This window comes from Sutcliffiella tianshenii (assembly GCF_016908565.1).
GTDB lineage: Bacteria > Bacillota > Bacilli > Bacillales > Bacillaceae_I > Sutcliffiella_A > Sutcliffiella_A tianshenii.
Window position 1 is genome coordinate 13,775 of record NZ_JAFBED010000016.1, and the last position, 16,630, is coordinate 30,404.

A 16,630-nucleotide genomic window follows, 5' to 3' on the forward strand; every position below is an offset into this window, starting at 1 on the left:
AGTCTATCCATCTATTATAAAGCACTATGATACTACTTTCGCTGCCGTATTTCAATTGATAAAGAACTCCGTGTTTTTTGAAAAGTTCATATTTTTATAGAATTCAAACAAATTTAGTGGTAGTATTTTACTATATTTATTTCGGGTTTCGTAAAGTGGGGGATACTATGCAGATATCATGGAATATCACTAAATCGCTGCTGTTTTTTCTATTAATTGGAATTCTGCTGACTTTGGCGGTTCTTTTCCCTAGATCACCAGAGATAGGGGTATCAGGAAAAGCGATGACGCTTGAGTATGGTTACGAGTTTTCCTGGAAGGCGTATGGCCATAATATCTCCACTTTTCTGGAAGATATAACAGATAGGGGAACACTTGGATTTACCCGTTACAATAACCCCGCTGAAGAGGAAATTATCCTACATATGGCACGGAGTCTAAAGGTGATATTCACCGCTATTATGTTCACGATGATCTTTGGGGTGCTGAAGGGAATTTATGATTTTTATGATCGATGGGGCGGGTGGAATATATTTGGTAAAGGGTTGACTTGGATTGTTCAGTCGATACCTGATTTCTTCCTATTGATCTGTCTGCAATGGCTGATCATTTTTTATCTGCCGGCGATAAGGATTTTCGGGCACGATCATTGGTACAGCTTTTTGCTGCCAGCCTTTCTTGTTTCCTTGTATCCGATGATGTACGTGGCGAGGATCACATCCGCCTCTCTGAGCAATGAAAAAGGTAAGCCCTATATCCAAGTGGCAAGGTCAAAGGGACTTACGAGTAAAAAGGTGCTTTGGAAACATATGCTGCGCAATAGTTTCTATCCCATACTTTCAAACTTGCCTGCCATGATGCTGTATCTTTTATCAAATCTGTTGATTGTCGAGTATTTGTTGGATTACCGTGGAGCAGCATATCGGATGTTCCAGGCATTTGATGTAAACAAGGCGCTTTCGGGAAGTATGAATTTTATCAATGAATCAGGCCTGATCATCGGGTTCGGTTTAAGCTTTATGACGATTGTATTTATTTCGCAGCTTATCAGTCTTTTTATGCTGAAGCTTGTAGAACCAAAGTAGGTGATTGATGAATGAGACGGAATTGGACATTGATAGTGGGAAGCTCCTTTTTGATTTTTTTGATGATGGTAACTTTGGTCGGCCCTTTTTTACCCTTCATTGATACGGTCCTTGAAAGCAAACGGGTCGTCTTTACGAGTGATGGTATTGAAACCGCGCCATTCGAACCTTCGGATAAACATATATTTGGGACAGACAGGGAAGGCAGGGACCTTTTAAGTGTCATAGTCGTGGGTGCAAAAGATACACTTTTCCTGATTCTCGGTATTGCTTTATTGAGATATGGGATAGCCATGGTGTTGGCATTGCTATCGATCAATAAAAAAGGTCCAGCCAATTGGATACTCCAGGGCTGGCATCAAGTATTTTCAGCACTGCCTGTCATTTTTTCTGCCATCATCCTATTGAATCTGCCGATCTTTGTGTTCAATGATAATCGCTTCATCTGGGCCATCATCATACTATCCTGCATCGAAGTGGGGCGAGTGGGGACAGTCCTTCAAAATCAATTTTATCGTATCAAGCGCACCCCGTATGTGGAAGCGGGTATTACTGTCGGGGTTTCCCCATTTACCCTGTTTACAAAGTACTATTTTCCTAATGCCTTACCCGAGCTGATCGTTCAGTTCTTTCTTGATCTGGGAAGGATTGCGTTGTTGATCGGACAGCTGGGGATATTCAGTATTTTTATCACACAGGAATTTGTTCAGCTTTCCTACGGCTCGGGAGAAATTGTGAATACGAGCTTCAACTGGGCCACGCTTCTAGGTGAAGCGAGAGGGGATGTTCTCCGCTCGTTCTGGATACCGTTCTTCCCGGCTTTTGCACTGGCATTTGCTGTACTTACATTCAATATTTTCGGAGAAGGATTGAGAAAGCATTTCCATAGGTTGGAATCTTGAAGACTGTCGAAAATTTCTCGACAGTTTTTCTTTTGTTCTTTAAAATAATAAAGGTGTCTGCAAAAAAGTCCGTTAGGAGAAATAACGATGGAAACAAATCAAGATAATCTGCAAAGGTTCATTCATAAATTTCCTTCATGGTTGCCTGGAACCATTCTCGTCTTCTTGATTGCAATGGGAGGGAAAGCGTTTGGAAATCTATTTCCGGCCATAGGTGGGGTCATTTTTGCGCTGCTGCTTGGAATAGTATTGCGGAACAGTTTGAGCTTGCATGAGGTGTTTTTTCCAGGAATCCAGTTTGTTGTAAAAAAATTGTTAAAGGTCTCGATAGTATTGCTTGGTGCTACATTAAGCATAGGCAGCATACTGGATATAGGCTCCCAATCCATATTTGTCATATTACTGGTCGTGATCGGCGGCATCCTGGTGACTCTTTTAGCTGGAAAGATGCTTAAAATCGATAAAATGCTTAGCTTATTGATCGGTGTGGGTACAAGCATTTGTGGGGCAACTGCGATTTCAGTAGTAAAAGGGGTCGTTCAGTCAAAGGAAACAATCACGGCCTATGCAATCTCCACAATTTTCTTCTTTAATATTTTGGCTACGTTTCTATATCCATGGATCGGTCAGTGGCTAAATCTCACGGTACTTCAATTTGGAATATGGATCGGCACCTCCATCCACGATACCTCATCAGTTGTTGCTGTCGGTTATCTTGTGGGGGAGGACGTTGGGGAAGTGGCTACCACCGTAAAACTTGTGAGGACCCTTTTCATCCTTCCATTAGTGCTTGCCATTTCTTTTATCATTATAAATAAGAGTGATAAAAGTGCCAGTATTAAAGGGGCGTTTCCTCTATTTATTATCGGATTCCTTATAATGAGCGCTTTGTATTCAGTCGGTGTGGTTTCAGAGGGAGCGAGCAGTTTACTTGGAGCGGTTGCGAAGTTTCTGATCATCATGGTCATGGCTGGTGTGGGCCTTCAGGTGGAGTGGCGGAAATTTAGGGCATTGGGCTTGAGGCCATTTCTTGCCGGTTTTATCGCCTCTGTCTTTGTAGCGGCAATAAGCTTGATATATGTCATATATATGATTGTATAAATGAAAAACGAAAAACAAGCTCACCAACATGCGGTCAGCTTGTTTTTTTATGAAATGATATCCTCTCTTTTTGCATGCCTATCGATCTGCTGCAAAAGGACGTTGCGCAGGGATGCCAGATAAAATGGGGACAGCATGGATGTAATGTCCTGCCAGTTATCCAGATTCGGCCGATAAACAATCAGCTTGATTTCCTGCATCGTGTTTTTTTGGAGAAAAAGCCGGTACCTGCGACTTTCAACAGGTTCCGTTTCGTCCACAAATTCCAATATTAAGGTCTGATCCATTTCAATGATAGGATGGACAATCGCAAAGGACTGCAACTTGATCACCTTTCCAAATCAGAAGCAGATTCATGCATTGAAACATAAACATTCCTTGTCAATCATGAGATGTGCTTCCTTGTTTTATTGTCCATTTTTTCCAAACACTTGCCATCCTATACTTTCTTCAAAAAGGTAAGAACCTGACCAAATGGTTGATTGGCTTGGATTTTCAGGTAATCCTTGAAGGGGTCGCCTTTTTCTTTCAGGCGCTCCATCACACTGAATATCGTGAAAAACTCCGGTTTTAGTTTTGTATTTACCTCTGGCCAAAATAGTGGAGCGGCCACAGTCGGCAAGGTATTTCCTCTTAAGGAATATGGGGAAATGATGGTTTTCCCCTCTCCATGCTGGATATAGTCTACATATATTTTGTTTCCCCGTTTCTTTTTTAAACGCTCTATCGTAAACAACTCCGGCTCTTTCGATACAAGGTAATTTGCAATGAATTCCGTGAAGATTCTCGTGTCTTCATAAGAGAACGTTTTCTCCGGGATAGGGAGATATACTTGCAGTCCCTTTCTTCCAGAGGTTTTCACGAAGGTCTGAAGCCCCAATTGTTCAAATATCTTTTGCATCATAAGTGCACCTTTGATTGCCCCATAGAAATATTCCGCAGACGGTGGATCTAGATCAAAAACAATTTCACAAGGGAGGCGGTCCCCTATCTTTTGAAAAGGAATATGAAATTCAATCGCCAGTTGATTTCCAAGCCAAAGAAGGGTTTCGAGATTGTTGCATACTATATATCTGATGCCATCCTCAAGGGTTGTTTCAACAAAGGAAGGGGCATAGTCCGGACAGTTTTTTTGATAGAAACTCTCACCAAACATTCCATGCGGAAACCGGATAGTGGTAAGAAGTCGATTTTTCAAAAACGGAAGGATGTATGGTGCAACTTCCTTTAAATAATGTAGAAAATCCAACTTTGTAACAGATTCATCCTTCCAAAGGGGTTTCTCAGGGTTTGTGATGCCAACCGACTTAGGGAGGTTGATATCCGATTTTTGGAGCTTATCAAACGTGCAATCCTTCACTTGTACGTCAAACCTGAAACGGTGGAATTCGGGATGACGCAGCTGTGACTGATAAAGTTCAAGGTAGAATAGATCTAAACAAATGCCAGGCTCTACGTGGATGAATTGACTATCTTCTTTATAGCTGTTCGCTTTGATTACTGATAAGAGTGCCTGGCGCTCATCCTGATTCATTCCGTGTGAAAAGAGGCCGATCGGAACTATGCTTGAATTTTTATAAAGTCCCACATGAAAGAAACCATTTTCTTTTTGAAAAGAAGTTATGAAACAAGTGATGACCTTATAGTTTTTTATTTTGATCCAATCATCGGATCTCTTGCCTTGACGGTAAGTACTCCTGATCTTCTTGGCAATCATGCCTTCCCCATTCTCCAGTTTTATTTCATCCCAAAGGGTGTCTGCTTTTTTATGAAAAGGGACATATTGTAGAGGGAAGGGGATATCTTTACTTGGAGATAATGGCAGCTGCAGGGTTGAAAAAAGCTCTTTTAGGATTTCCTTTCTTTCGAAAAGCGGGGTATCGTAAAGCGTCTCGTTACCCACCTGCAAAATATCAAAGACGAGATATGTTGCCGGGTTGGATTGAGAAAGTGCTTCAACTTTTTCTGTTTTTTTGGTTCTGCCCCGCTTCTGGATGGCAGCAAAGTCCGCTTTCATGGGAGAGGAAAGAATGGCAATTTCCCCATCGAATATTAATGGGAGCTTTTGCTTGATATCCTCTTTTTCAAGCAGGGAGCCCATGAAGTTCACCACTTCAGGAAACTGATGGTTCAAAGTCTTTCCATTTCTGCTCTGTAATGAAATGGTGTCCTTATCAAGAGATGCAACACATCGAAACCCGTCGTATTTGACTTCATACACCCAATCCTCCCCGATAGGAGGATTGCGGTGTAAATTTAATAGCATTGGTTTTATCATCATAGAAATCCTTTCAGATTGTCATGTTTACATTATTTTGCATTAGAAAAATTAAAACTATGTCAAGAAGGTGATGTTTTGTATCAAGGAGTCTTTCTCGACAGGGATGGCGTAATCAATGAAGTACTCTCCAAACGGGTCAAATTTGTAAATGAGCCTGGTGATTTTCACTTTCTTCCCGGGGCTTTGGAAGGAATGCGGATATTGACAGAGGGAGGATTCAAGCTATTTGTCGTTACCAACCAGGGGGGAGTGGGGCTTGGCTATATGAAGAATCAAATGCTCGAGGAGATCCATTCCCACATGTTAAAAGAAATCAGTGCAGCAGGTGGAGAAATTGTGGAGGTGTCTGCTTGCATTCATAAACCACATGAAGGATGCCTGTGCAGAAAGCCCGGTCCGAAGATGATCATGGATTTGGCTAAAAGGCATAGTATCAATTTGAAACAGTCCTATATGATAGGGGACAGGGAAGTCGATATAGAGGCAGGAAGGGCAGCAGGGACTAAAACCTTATTCATCGGTGATAACGCGGGCATGGCGGATAATTATTTTCCCTCCTTGCTGAATGCAGCAGAGTGGCTTGTCAGTCAAAAGCAAAGCGACCAGCTTTTTTAGCTGGTCGCTTTCTTTCGTGTGGTACGCTTTTTGGGCTTTCCTTTTTCCTTCTCGCTTTTGGGCTCGGGGGGGTTCTTTGCTTTTGATTTTTCTTTTGCGGGTTTCAATTCCTGATCCTTTGTACGCTCTATACTCGCCTGAAGGGCACTCATAAGGTCCACGACATTGGTCTTGCCCTCCACATTTTTTGGAGTTGCAGTCCCATCCTGGTTGTTGACCTTTTCCTCAATCAATGCCAAGACCGCTTCACGATAGTCATCATGATATTTTTCGGGATCGAATTCAGTGGTCAACTGGTCAATCAACATGATGGCCGTCTTCAATTCCTGTTCGTTCACGTCCGCCTTTTCCGGAACACTTGGTACTTCCGCAACATTTCTTACTTCATCCGGATAATGAACAGTTTCCATGACCAGGCAGTTTTGGTATACCCGGACAATCGCAAGCTGCTGTTTGGAGCGGATCGTTATTTCTGCCACCCCGATCTTTTTGGAATCTTCCAGTGCCTCTCGGAGGAGGGAATAGGCCTTGCTGCCATTTTCTCCGGGTCCCAGGAAGTAGGAGCGGTTAAAATAGATGGGATCAATATCCTCAAGCTTGACAAAGTCGATGATTTTCACGCTTTTATCCTCGTGTTCCTCTTTCAATTGCTTCAGCTCTTCGTCATCCAAAATGACATATTTCCCTTTTACATATTCATATCCTTTAACAAGGTCGTTTGTATCCACTTCCTTTTCGCAATTGGGACAGACCTTTTCATATTTAATTGGGCTATTGCACTCTTTATGCAGGGTCCTTAGCTTGATGTCCTTATCTTCGGTTGCAGAATACATCTTAATGGGGATATTGACAAGTCCGAAGCTAATAGAGCCCTTCCACATTGTATGCATGATTTCACCTTACTTTTCGAGTGTATTTTAAAAGTTTGGAAAATTTAGATAAAAGCACTTTATTTGTGCTTCCTGTTAGTTTATCCTGAAAAAAAGAGAAGAGTATATCAAATTTTGGTAGGGGGTAAAGTATGAGCGGTTATTTTTTTACGGGCTTTCCCGGGTTTATCTGTCAGGAATTGGTGAAGGAAGTGCTTAAAGAAGAAAATAGGCTGAAAAAGTTGTTTTTATTGGTGCTTCCAACAATGAAAAACCAGGCAATCACAGTCATCCAAAAGCTTGAACAACAATATCCGAATATAAGCTTCACCCTCATCGAAGGAGATATCACCCAGCCCGATCTGATGATCAAGGATGAAGACCTGGCCATTTTAAAGCAGGAAGTTCACTTTGTATTCCATTTGGCGGCGGTATACGATTTGGCCGTAAAAAAGGAAATCGCCTATCAGGTAAATGTCAATGGTACAAAACAGGTGCTTGATTTGCTCAAAAAACTGACCAATCTGAAAAGATTTATCTACTTCAGTACAGCATATGTAGCCGGATTAAGAGAAGGAAAGATCTATGAACATGAACTTATGCATTCTTCAGGGTTTAAAAATCATTATGAGCATACCAAATATTTAGCGGAAGTTTTGGTCGAGGATGAAAAACGAGTGATCCCAACCACAATCATCCGTCCGGGGATCGTGAAGGGCCACAGCCAGACAGGGGAAACCAATAAGTTTGATGGACCATATTTTATGCTGAATTTCCTTGACGCGCTTAAGTTCCTTCCGTTCATTCCACACCTGGGAAAAGGGGAAGCAGAGTTTAACGTTGTCCCAATCGATTATATTGTAAAAGGTACGTGTCATCTTGCATATTCGGAAAAGGCTGAGGGCAAAACTTTGCACTTGACGAATCCTTCACCGATCTCCATTAGGGAAGCTTATAGTATTGCAACTGAGATCCTGCTTCAAAAGGCTCCTAAAGGGTCGATTCCTCTTTCCCTTGCAAAATCATTTCTGCGGGTGCCGACAGCAAGAAAGTGGTTGAAGGTCGAACGACAGGCGTTGGACTACTTCACCTGGAAGGGCAGTTTTGAGTGTCCGGAGGCAAAAGGGATTCTATCAGACACCAATATTCATTGTCCATCGTTCAAGGAAACGGCCGATTGTATGGTGAAGTATTATAATCAGCATAAAAGTGATGAGTTGAAGCATGTTCAGATTAGCTAAATCAGGAAGGAAGTTAGCCTTAATGTCAGGGTTGGCTTCTTATTTTTTGTAATTAAGTAAACAATTTGACACAGGAGGGTTGGGTAATTCGAAGTATTATAAAATTATTTTTTGTTTCTCCCCCGCAAAAATTGAAACATTCACGTAACATTTGTTGAGAGTGAAACAGCTTTCATAAAATGTAAAAGGAGGAATAAAGCAGAAATAGTAACTTTCATGGTTCAGATTGGCAATATCATCCTGGTTTAGGGTCATTACATAAGAAAGGGAAAGGAAATATCAAAAAGGGTTCATGCAACTTTCTTGCATGAAGAATGTCTTAACAGGTTTTTACATTGACATTTTCTAGAGAAAACGTCACCTTTATATATAGAAAGGTGTCTTTTTCAAGATAATGAAAAAGCCTCCTTCTTAATATTTGCTTATAAAACGAATCTTGGATAATCCTTTTCATGGTTCCTTAAGCAGGGAGAGAGGTGAGGCCAGTGCTGAGCCTACTTTTTAAAATCGGCAAGCGACGCACCAAGTCCCTCGAGGATGAAGTGCTTGAGATTCAAGCTGGCAATTTCCAATTACAAAACCAATTAATCAATAAATATAAACCATTCATCGCAAAGGCTGTATCCTCCGTCTGCAAGAGATATATAAATGAGACAGACGATGAATTCAGCATCGGATTGATTGCTTTTAATGAAGCCATCGAAAAATACTCAAAGGACAAGGGAAGCTCCCTTTTATCCTTTGCAGAATTGATCATCAAACGCAGGGTGATCGATTATATAAGAAAAGAAAGCAAAAATTTAACGGTCACAATGTCGGAGCAGGATGTCGATCAGGATGATTATGCTTCAAATAAGATCGAAGCGACATTATCGGTAGAAGAGTTCCAGAAACAAATCGATCAGGAGCAGCGAAAAGAAGAAATTCTTTTCTATCAGACGGTCCTTAAAGATTTTGGACTAACCTTTTCAGATCTGCTGGAATGTTCACCAAAGCATGCGGATGCCCGCCAAAATGCTATAGAGGTTGCACATACATTGGTACAGAATCAGGAGTTGAAGAAGCATCTTTTTGAGAAGAAGATGCTGCCGATGAAACACCTTGAAGGCTTGGTTGATGTAAGCAGAAAAACCATAGAGCGCAACCGTAAATACATTATCGCGGTATCCATTATATTATCGGGGGATTATATATATTTGAAAGATTATTTAAAAGGGGCGGTTTTGAGTGAAAAAAGGGATTGTGCTCGAAGTTCATGACGACTATGTCACAATGCTCACCCCGGATGGAGAGTTTTTGAAGTCCAGAAAACAAAAGGGGCAAGTGGATATCGGGGAAGAAATCATTTTTTTTCCTTTGCATAAGGGGGCAGCGGAAAAGAAGAGATTGGCTGCACTTTTCAAGATGAAGTGGGCTATTATAACAATGCTTACTGCCGCTGTATTATTTATCTCCTTCTATCCAAAATACGTAAACAATCAAGTTTACGCGTACGTTTCTTTGGATGTAAATCCAAGCATGGAGTTGGGTCTAAATAAGAATATGCAGGTTGTTTCCATTGATGCCTTTAATGATGAGGCAAAGCTGTTGTTACCACTCTTGGGAGATTGGAAAAATGAAGATCTTAGTAAAGTCTCTTCTGATATCATGGATTTGATCCGTCAAAAAGGGTATTTAAAGTCCGGTGGGGAAATAATCATTGCCTCCGTTTTGGCAGACGGTGAAAATTTGGTGTGGAAAAAGAAAATGCAAAATGAGTTATCTTCATTTTCAAAAAATATCCAAGTGGAAAATGTCAGTATCACTACCATCGAGACTACTAGTGAAAAGCGTGATGAAGCAATTAAACATGGAGTTTCACCTGGTACATATGTTCAAAACGAGCGCAAAACGGAATTGGTCGATTCTGAAGATACTTCAAAGGCAGCAGAAGAACTGCAAATTGCACCAAGCAAAGTCGAGGCAGAACAATTAAAGGTGAACACAGAGCCTGAAAAGCCGGGACACACTCTTGAAGTACCGAACACAGACACGAAAGATGCTGAAGGAAAACAAGAGCGGAAACATCTGCATGAAGAAACAAAAGATCAAAGAAAAGAAGATCGTAACATTGGTAAAGAAGAGAAAAAAGAATACCGTGAACAGGTGAAGGAAGATAAACGGGAACAAAGGGAAGAACGAAAGCAAGAACGTGAAGAAAGACGCGAGGAAAGAAAAGAAGAGCGGCACCAACATAAGGAAGACAGAAAAAATGACCGTGGTCAAAACAAGCAAGATCATCATGACAGTGAAAAAGAACGACACTGATTCTTACTAATGCCATCATACTATTTTAAATGCAGAAAGGCTCCTGAATACAGGGGTCTTTCTTCTTGTTTTCTCCATGCCTCTCCTTTACAAAAAAAATAAGTCCCAGTGCCGATAGCTCTGGGACTTGCCATTATATTTAACTATTTTCCTTTAAGTTGAGATTGTGCTTGAGCTACTAGACGCTTGGTGATTTCTCCACCTACAGATCCGTTGGAACGGGATACTGTATCGGAACCAAGAGTTACACCAAACTCTTGAGCGATTTCATATTTAATTTGATCTAAAGCCTGTTCGATTCCAGGAACCAATAACTTGTTGCTGCTTCTTGCCATGGTAATCACTCCTTTTTTATATACAACTTTTGTAGGAAAAGTTGTATAGTTAGTATGAGGAAAAAGAAACTATCAATACTAGTAAGTATCAGTCAAAACATGTAATATAATGAGGATTATGAAACTTTTACATAATCATATCGTACATAAAATAAACGAACAGAAAACAGTTTCAAATTGAAAGGGTTCATATGATAAAAATTAAAAATGCATTCAGTAATAAAATTCATCATTTTTCACCAGCACAGTTGATCTTTACTTTCTATTTAGTTGCGGTAGTGGTCGCTGTATCCCTGCTTAGCTTGCCGGTGGCCAGACAGGAGGGGGCGGACTGGTCATTCATCAATGCCTTATTCACTGCAGTCAGCGCTGTCAGTGTAACTGGACTTACAACTGTAAGTATAGTCGATACCTTTACAGTACCGGGCATCATCATTTTGGCTTTTGTTCTGCAGTTTGGCGGAGTCGGCGTAATGGCTGTCGGGACGTTCATCTGGCTGCTCCTGGGCAGGAAGATCGGATTGAAAGAAAGAAGATTGATGATGATCGACCAAAATCAATCTAACCTGTCTGGAATTGTGAAGATGATAAAACAAATCCTGATTCTCATCCTTACCATTGAGATCATAGGGGCATTGACATTGGGTACTTACTTCTTATCCTATTATCCAACATGGCAAGAAGCCTATCTGCATGGTTTTTTTGCATCTGTCAGTGCGACGACAAACGGAGGTTTTGATATCACGGGAGAATCATTGGTGCCTTTTGCAAAAGATTACTTTGTTCAATTCATCACCATGATTCTAATCATTACCGGTGCGATCGGTTTTCCCGTTCTGGTGGAAGTCAAAGAATTTATCACACATAAGGGTGGGCGATTCAGATTTTCCCTTTTTACAAAAATCACCACAATCACATTTGCCTGCTTGATCACCTTTGGGACAGTTGCCATTCTTTTATTGGAATTCAGCCGCTTCTTTAAAGATATGTCCTGGCATGAATCCTTTTTTTATGCCCTGTTTCAATCGGTTACAACCAGGAGCGGTGGGCTCGCAACGATGGATGTGAGCGAATTTACGCTTCCTACCTTGCTGATCATGAGCGGACTGATGTTCATCGGTGCCTCGCCAAGTTCAGTGGGGGGTGGTATAAGAACAACCACCTTTGCGCTGAATATCCTGTTTCTGTACCATTTTGCACGGGGCAATAAAAGCATTAAGCTATTCCGCCGGGAAATCCATGAGGAGGATCTGATCAAATCGCTCGTAGTTTTACTGCTGGCAATATTTATCTGCTCTTCAGCCGTGATCATATTGACTATCACAGAGCCGTTCACCATGATACAAATCCTATTCGAGGTGTGCTCAGCCTTCGGAACAACCGGGCTTTCCATGGGCATAACCCCAGACCTGTCCACAATCGGAAAATGTGTCATCATGTGTCTCATGTTCATCGGAAGAGTAGGGCTGCTTACATTCCTATTCATCCTCGAAAGCAGGCAAAAACCGCCTAAATACCATTACCCAGTAGAAAGGGTAATCATAGGATAACTATACGATCATAAACGGTTAAGGCCAGCCACTCGAAAAAAGAGTGGCTGGCTTTTCGACGTCATGGAGGAAATTCCTGCCGGGGTCTGGCCCCTAAGAGTAATATTTTTTGACTTTTGGATTCATATTAAGAGGGATGAAATAATTTAAGGTAGGTACGCGAGATGGAACATGAGAAAAAATGGGCAATTGCTTCGCTGGCATCGATTCCATTGGTCATGACTCTTGGTAATTCGATGTTGATTCCTGTTTTGCCTACTATTGAGAAGAAGCTTAAGATTTCTTCTTTTCAGGTAAGTATGATTATCACGGTGTATTCTATTGTTGCGATTATTTTAATTCCTATTGCAGGATACTTGTCTGATCGATTGGGAAGAAAAGCTGTCATCATCCCAAGTTTGATCATTACGGCAATCGGAGGGGTCATTTCCGGCTGGGCAGGCTGGAAGATGGATGACCCTTATTGGATAATACTTTTGGGTCGGACCTTGCAGGGGGTCGGAGCTGCGGGGGCAGCGCCGATTGTCATGCCGCTTGTCGGTGATATGTTCAAAAGTGACACTGAAGTAAGCAAAAACCTAGGGATAATCGAAACCTCGAATACTCTCGGAAAAGTTTTAAGTCCGATTTTAGGTGCAGTATTGGCCGGATTCGTATGGTTCCTGCCCTTTTTTTCTATACCGATCTTTTGTCTGGTTTCCATTCTACTAATGATTTTTCTAGTCAAATCTCCAAAGAAAGAAGAAGAGCCACTGCCATTTAAAGAATTTCTTCAAGCTGTGAAAGCAATCTTTAAAAAGGACTGCAAATGGCTATTAGCCATTTTCTTTATTGGTTGCGTATTGATGTTTGTCCTATTCGGGGTTTTATTTTATTTATCCGATCTGCTAGAGAAAAAGCATCAGATCGATGGAATCAAAAAGGGACTTTTCCTGGCAGTTCCATTGGCATCCCTATGCATTGCCTCTTTTCTCACAGGAAAGAAAATCGAGAAAAATAAAGTACTGATGAAATGGCTCATCGTCATCAGCATTGGGGTGCTTGGCGGGGCTGTATTTGCCAATAGCTTCTTTTCGAATGTATGGGTTACAATGGGACTTTTCCTTATTGGCGGCATCGGAATAGGGGTGGCATTGCCGAGTCTTGATGCACTCATCACCGAAGGGATTGAAAAAGAGGAGAGAGGGACGATAACATCCATTTATAGCTCGATGAGATTTATCGGCGTGGCATTGGGGCCGCCGATCGTCGCATTATTAATAAAAAGATCGGACAATATGATGTTCTATGTCCTTGCAGGTACATGTGCCGCAGCCCTGCTGATTTCCTTCAAGGGAATCGATCCTCCAAAAGGAGAGGAAACTCCTCCTGATAAATGCTGAATGAAAAAGAGAAAAGCAGCAAGAGTTTATGCTCTCGCTGCTTTTTGATTTTAGTCTCTTCCGTAACTAACATCCTTATCTGGATGTGTAAAGGGTACACCTTGTGGCTTCTTAGCCTTCTCCACTAGGTCGCGGTTCTCGCTTGAATTCCATCCAATATCATTAGTCGGATGCACCCATTCGTCTCCTGCCATGACAGAAGGGTCCACTTCATCGCTCCAATTGTTCAATGGGGATTCTTCGGAATTATAAAGGCTATCCCCGATTACGACACCATGCTCATTCACAAAAGGAGGCTGCATTTTAATGCCGGATCCTTTAAATGATGGAGAATTTATTTGATGCGGCATGGTCTCCTCGATAAACGGGTTTTCAAGGTCTTTATTTTTCTTCTTCACCAATTTTCACCTCCGAACGGGTATAGTTTTAGCATTTCTATAAAATAAATAAGTATGTAAGAAATGATAAGGAGCTGATTATGATGAATAAGGAATATGGCTTTGCAGACATTCCAGAAGAAAAACTTTTGGCCATTACAGAACTTGAAAACCAAATGAGGGAGCAACTTGGGGAAGAGATTGTATTAATCGCTTATGAAAAGAACGGAAACGGGCAAGATAAACTTAATTCAAGGGGGTGAAGAGTATGGCAAAACGAAAAGTGGCACATGATGCGGCTAAAAATAATAATAAAACACCGAAGGAAAGTCTGCCTGACACAGAGTTTTCAGCAGAATATCAATCAGAGGATATGATTCGTGGAGCAAATCGCAACTCGAAAAAGGGAAGACAGGGCAGTTAAGGAGGATAAATAATTATGGACAAAGGTGCAAAACAGAAAAAGCAGAAGCAGGCCCATAAAAAGGACCATGCGATTCCTGAAAACAGATTGAAAGAGGAATTCGGACCTGAGTTAGGCGATCCGAATGCGGCGAAAGCATTTGAGGGTGCCATCGAGTCTAAAAATAAAAATAACAATAAAAAATGCTAGCATCAGCTAGCATTTTTTATTGTTGATTCCGGAATTGGAAACACTTCCGTCCTATTAGTCGACTGATTGAAATATACAAGCAGGTAGCTTTCCGCCTCCATGATTTCACCTGTCTTCAGATAGTGTGAAAGATCGAAGGAAACAGATTCAAGCATGGTGTGTTTGTACAATTCTTTTTCGTTAAGCTTCATGGCAGAGAATTTTTCCCCCAATGCTTCTGGTGACTGCAGGAGATGTTGATATAATGAAGAACGATCCTGCTTTGACAGCTTGTCCTGCCACCAAGGCTTACGTGGTTTGAATTTCTGATGAAGAAGGTAGTCATATTTCATTAGACTTTCTACTACATTAAGCGATTTAGGGTCTGATTCCTCAAGGAAGGCATATAGGCGTTTGTATAGATCTTCCAGCTGATGGCCGATTCTTGCCCAGCCTTGCTTATCCCAAAATGAGCCAAAGTCCTGGAAAAAGTCAAAAGGAGTCGGGAAGACATTCGTCACCAAATGCTCCACGGTCGTATCCATCCTATGGTCATTCCAAAACTTCTCCAAAACATCCTCCACCTGTTTGATCCTGATGATATCATCAAAGCTCAATATGTTATTGCCGAGGATTTCATAAGGAGCATGATCCATATAGATATAATCATGCTCCTTGGCACGGATTCGGAGCCCTGTTCCTCGTAGCATCTTCAAAAAGCCAAGCTGCAATTCCTCAGGTCTGAGCGCAAATACATCATTGAACGTATTTTTGAAGCTATCGTAGTTCTCTTCAGGCAGGCCCGCTATCAAGTCAAGATGCTGGTCAATCTTTCCGCCTTCCTTGACCATCGTCACAGTCCTTGATAGCTTAGCGAAATTCTGTTTACGCATCACGAGCTCATTTGTTGCATCGTTTGTGGATTGTACCCCGATTTCAAAACGGAACAAACCTGCAGGGGCTTCATCGTTTAAAAATTGAATAACCTCAGGACGCATGATATCTGCTGTTATTTCAAATTGGAATACCGTGCCGGGCTTATGCTCGTCAATTAGAAAACGGAACATCTCCATCGCATAGCTGCGGCTGATATTAAAGGTACGATCGACAAATTTAATTGTTTTTGCCCCGTTTTCCATTAAAAATCGGATATCATCCTTTACTTTTTCCCGGTCAAAATAGCGAACCCCCACTTCGATGGACGATAAGCAGAATTGACAGCTGAAAGGACAGCCGCGGCTTGTTTCAAAATAAGTGACGCGTTTTGCAAGCTGTGATAAATCTTCCGCAAAGCGATATGGGGAAGGAAGTTCCTTTAGATCTACTTTGTTGCGCTGTGGAGATATTTTCTTTTCCTTGTCTTTGCGATATGCAAGGCCGCTGATGGAAGAAAAGTCTTTGTCCCCATCTAATTGCTCCAAAAGTTGTTTGAACGTAATTTCCCCTTCGCCTATCACGATGAAATCCACATCACACAGGCGGTCCAGCCAGTAAGAAACATCATAGGTGACCTCTGGCCCTCCAAGAACGATGATGAGTTCTGGATTTACCTTTTTTAACATACTCATGACTTTTATGGTCTCTTCTATATTCCAGATATAACAGCTGAAGCCTATAACATCAGGCTTCTTCTGAATGAGGTCTGAAACGATGTTCATGACGGGATCCTTGATCGTATACTCAACAAGGTCCACTTTATATTCAGGTTCGGCATATGCTTTCAAATAGCGAATGGCAAGATTCGTATGGATATACTTCGCATTTAAGGTTGTCGCAATAATTTTCATCTTAAATCCATCAAACTCCTAGTAAAATAATCATGTTTCAAAAATTAACTATAACTAATATATCTTATCATAATTAGTCTTGCAGGGTAACGAATTCAGTATGGATCTCCATCAGATTAATAATGCCACCACTTCCATTAACTACCTACCATTATCTACAAAAATACTCGTAATATTACAAATATATTTCTGAAATGACTTTTTTA

18 protein-coding genes are annotated in these 16,630 nt (G+C 41.3%); 12 read left to right on the forward strand and 6 right to left on the reverse strand.

Annotated features, from left to right (window positions below; genetic code table 11):
* Positions 1-167 precede the first annotated feature (167 nt).
* The 3 genes from JOC95_RS20060 (at position 168) to JOC95_RS20070 (ending at position 3,088) form a co-directional block, all read left to right on the forward strand.
* On the forward strand, positions 168-1,085 hold the full coding sequence (locus JOC95_RS20060) for an ABC transporter permease subunit (RefSeq protein WP_204419720.1): 918 nt from the start codon (positions 168-170) through the stop codon (positions 1,083-1,085).
* A gap of 11 nt (positions 1,086-1,096) precedes the next feature.
* Positions 1,097-1,987, forward strand: a complete 891-nt coding sequence (locus JOC95_RS20065) for an ABC transporter permease (RefSeq protein ID WP_204419722.1) — start codon at positions 1,097-1,099, stop codon at positions 1,985-1,987.
* A gap of 87 nt (positions 1,988-2,074) precedes the next feature.
* Positions 2,075-3,088, forward strand: a complete 1,014-nt coding sequence (locus JOC95_RS20070) for a YeiH family protein (RefSeq protein ID WP_204419724.1) — start codon at positions 2,075-2,077, stop codon at positions 3,086-3,088.
* 47 nt (positions 3,089-3,135) lie between these two features.
* Here the strand turns inward: JOC95_RS20070 and JOC95_RS20075 are convergent, their stop codons facing one another.
* Positions 3,136-3,420, reverse strand: a complete 285-nt coding sequence (locus JOC95_RS20075; RefSeq protein ID WP_204419727.1) for a hypothetical protein — start codon at positions 3,418-3,420, stop codon at positions 3,136-3,138.
* Between the two features lie 107 nt (positions 3,421-3,527).
* Complete coding sequence (locus JOC95_RS20080) at positions 3,528-5,369, reverse strand: DNA ligase D (RefSeq protein ID WP_338083128.1); 1,842 nt, start codon at positions 5,367-5,369, stop codon at positions 3,528-3,530.
* Positions 5,370-5,444: 75 nt separating this feature from the next.
* Here JOC95_RS20080 and JOC95_RS20085 point away from each other — a divergent pair, with 75 nt between their 5' ends.
* A complete protein-coding gene (locus JOC95_RS20085; protein WP_204419729.1) occupies positions 5,445-5,984 on the forward strand; it encodes a D-glycero-alpha-D-manno-heptose-1,7-bisphosphate 7-phosphatase in 540 nt (179 codons plus the stop codon).
* Here the strand turns inward: JOC95_RS20085 and ku are convergent.
* Positions 5,981-6,874, reverse strand: coding sequence for a non-homologous end joining protein Ku (ku, locus tag JOC95_RS20090; protein ID WP_204419731.1), 894 nt, complete (start codon positions 6,872-6,874; stop codon positions 5,981-5,983). The genes JOC95_RS20085 and ku overlap by 4 nt on opposite strands.
* 131 nt (positions 6,875-7,005) lie before the next feature.
* Between ku and JOC95_RS20095 the strand changes: the two genes are divergently transcribed.
* The 3 genes from JOC95_RS20095 to JOC95_RS20105 all read left to right on the forward strand — a co-directional run bounded on the left by JOC95_RS20095 (position 7,006) and on the right by JOC95_RS20105 (position 10,401).
* A complete protein-coding gene (locus JOC95_RS20095; protein ID WP_204419733.1) occupies positions 7,006-8,094 on the forward strand; it encodes an SDR family oxidoreductase in 1,089 nt (362 codons plus the stop codon).
* A 476-nt stretch (positions 8,095-8,570) separates the two neighbouring features.
* Positions 8,571-9,353 (forward strand): RNA polymerase sigma factor SigI, encoded by a 783-nt coding sequence (gene sigI, locus JOC95_RS20100; protein WP_204419735.1) that lies wholly within the window; start codon positions 8,571-8,573, stop codon positions 9,351-9,353.
* Positions 9,322-10,401 (forward strand): anti-sigma-I factor RsgI family protein, encoded by a 1,080-nt coding sequence (locus JOC95_RS20105; protein WP_204419737.1) that lies wholly within the window; start codon positions 9,322-9,324, stop codon positions 10,399-10,401. The genes sigI and JOC95_RS20105 overlap by 32 nt, the downstream gene beginning before the upstream one ends.
* Positions 10,402-10,544: 143 nt before the next feature.
* Here the strand turns inward: JOC95_RS20105 and JOC95_RS20110 are convergent, their stop codons facing one another.
* Positions 10,545-10,736 (reverse strand): alpha/beta-type small acid-soluble spore protein, encoded by a 192-nt coding sequence (locus JOC95_RS20110; protein WP_204419739.1) that lies wholly within the window; start codon positions 10,734-10,736, stop codon positions 10,545-10,547.
* 200 nt (positions 10,737-10,936) lie between these two features.
* On the opposite strand from JOC95_RS20110, the gene JOC95_RS20115 reads away from it, so the two are divergent.
* Entirely contained in the window at positions 10,937-12,286 is a 1,350-nt protein-coding gene (locus JOC95_RS20115) for a TrkH family potassium uptake protein (protein ID WP_404802023.1), read from the forward strand.
* Positions 12,287-12,450: 164 nt separating this feature from the next.
* Positions 12,451-13,668, forward strand: coding sequence for a bacillibactin exporter BcbE (locus JOC95_RS20120; RefSeq protein ID WP_204419743.1), 1,218 nt, complete (start codon positions 12,451-12,453; stop codon positions 13,666-13,668).
* 50 nt (positions 13,669-13,718) lie between these two features.
* Here JOC95_RS20120 and JOC95_RS20125 read toward each other — a convergent pair whose 3' ends face one another.
* Positions 13,719-14,066, reverse strand: coding sequence for a DUF3905 domain-containing protein (locus tag JOC95_RS20125; RefSeq protein WP_204419746.1), 348 nt, complete (start codon positions 14,064-14,066; stop codon positions 13,719-13,721).
* A gap of 80 nt (positions 14,067-14,146) precedes the next feature.
* Here JOC95_RS20125 and JOC95_RS20130 point away from each other — a divergent pair, with 80 nt between their 5' ends.
* Genes JOC95_RS20130 through JOC95_RS20140 form a run of 3 tightly spaced genes read left to right on the forward strand, consistent with a single transcriptional unit; the run spans position 14,147 to position 14,658 of the window.
* Positions 14,147-14,308 (forward strand): hypothetical protein, encoded by a 162-nt coding sequence (locus tag JOC95_RS20130; protein ID WP_204419748.1) that lies wholly within the window; start codon positions 14,147-14,149, stop codon positions 14,306-14,308.
* Between the two features lie 5 nt (positions 14,309-14,313).
* Complete coding sequence (locus JOC95_RS20135) at positions 14,314-14,469, forward strand: hypothetical protein (RefSeq protein WP_204419752.1); 156 nt, start codon at positions 14,314-14,316, stop codon at positions 14,467-14,469.
* Between the two features lie 15 nt (positions 14,470-14,484).
* Positions 14,485-14,658 (forward strand): hypothetical protein, encoded by a 174-nt coding sequence (locus JOC95_RS20140; protein ID WP_204419756.1) that lies wholly within the window; start codon positions 14,485-14,487, stop codon positions 14,656-14,658.
* Positions 14,659-14,660: 2 nt separating this feature from the next.
* On the opposite strand, the gene JOC95_RS20145 is transcribed toward JOC95_RS20140, so the two are convergent.
* Entirely contained in the window at positions 14,661-16,424 is a 1,764-nt protein-coding gene (locus JOC95_RS20145; protein WP_204419758.1) for a B12-binding domain-containing radical SAM protein, read from the reverse strand.
* Between the last annotated feature and the right edge of the window lie 206 nt (positions 16,425-16,630).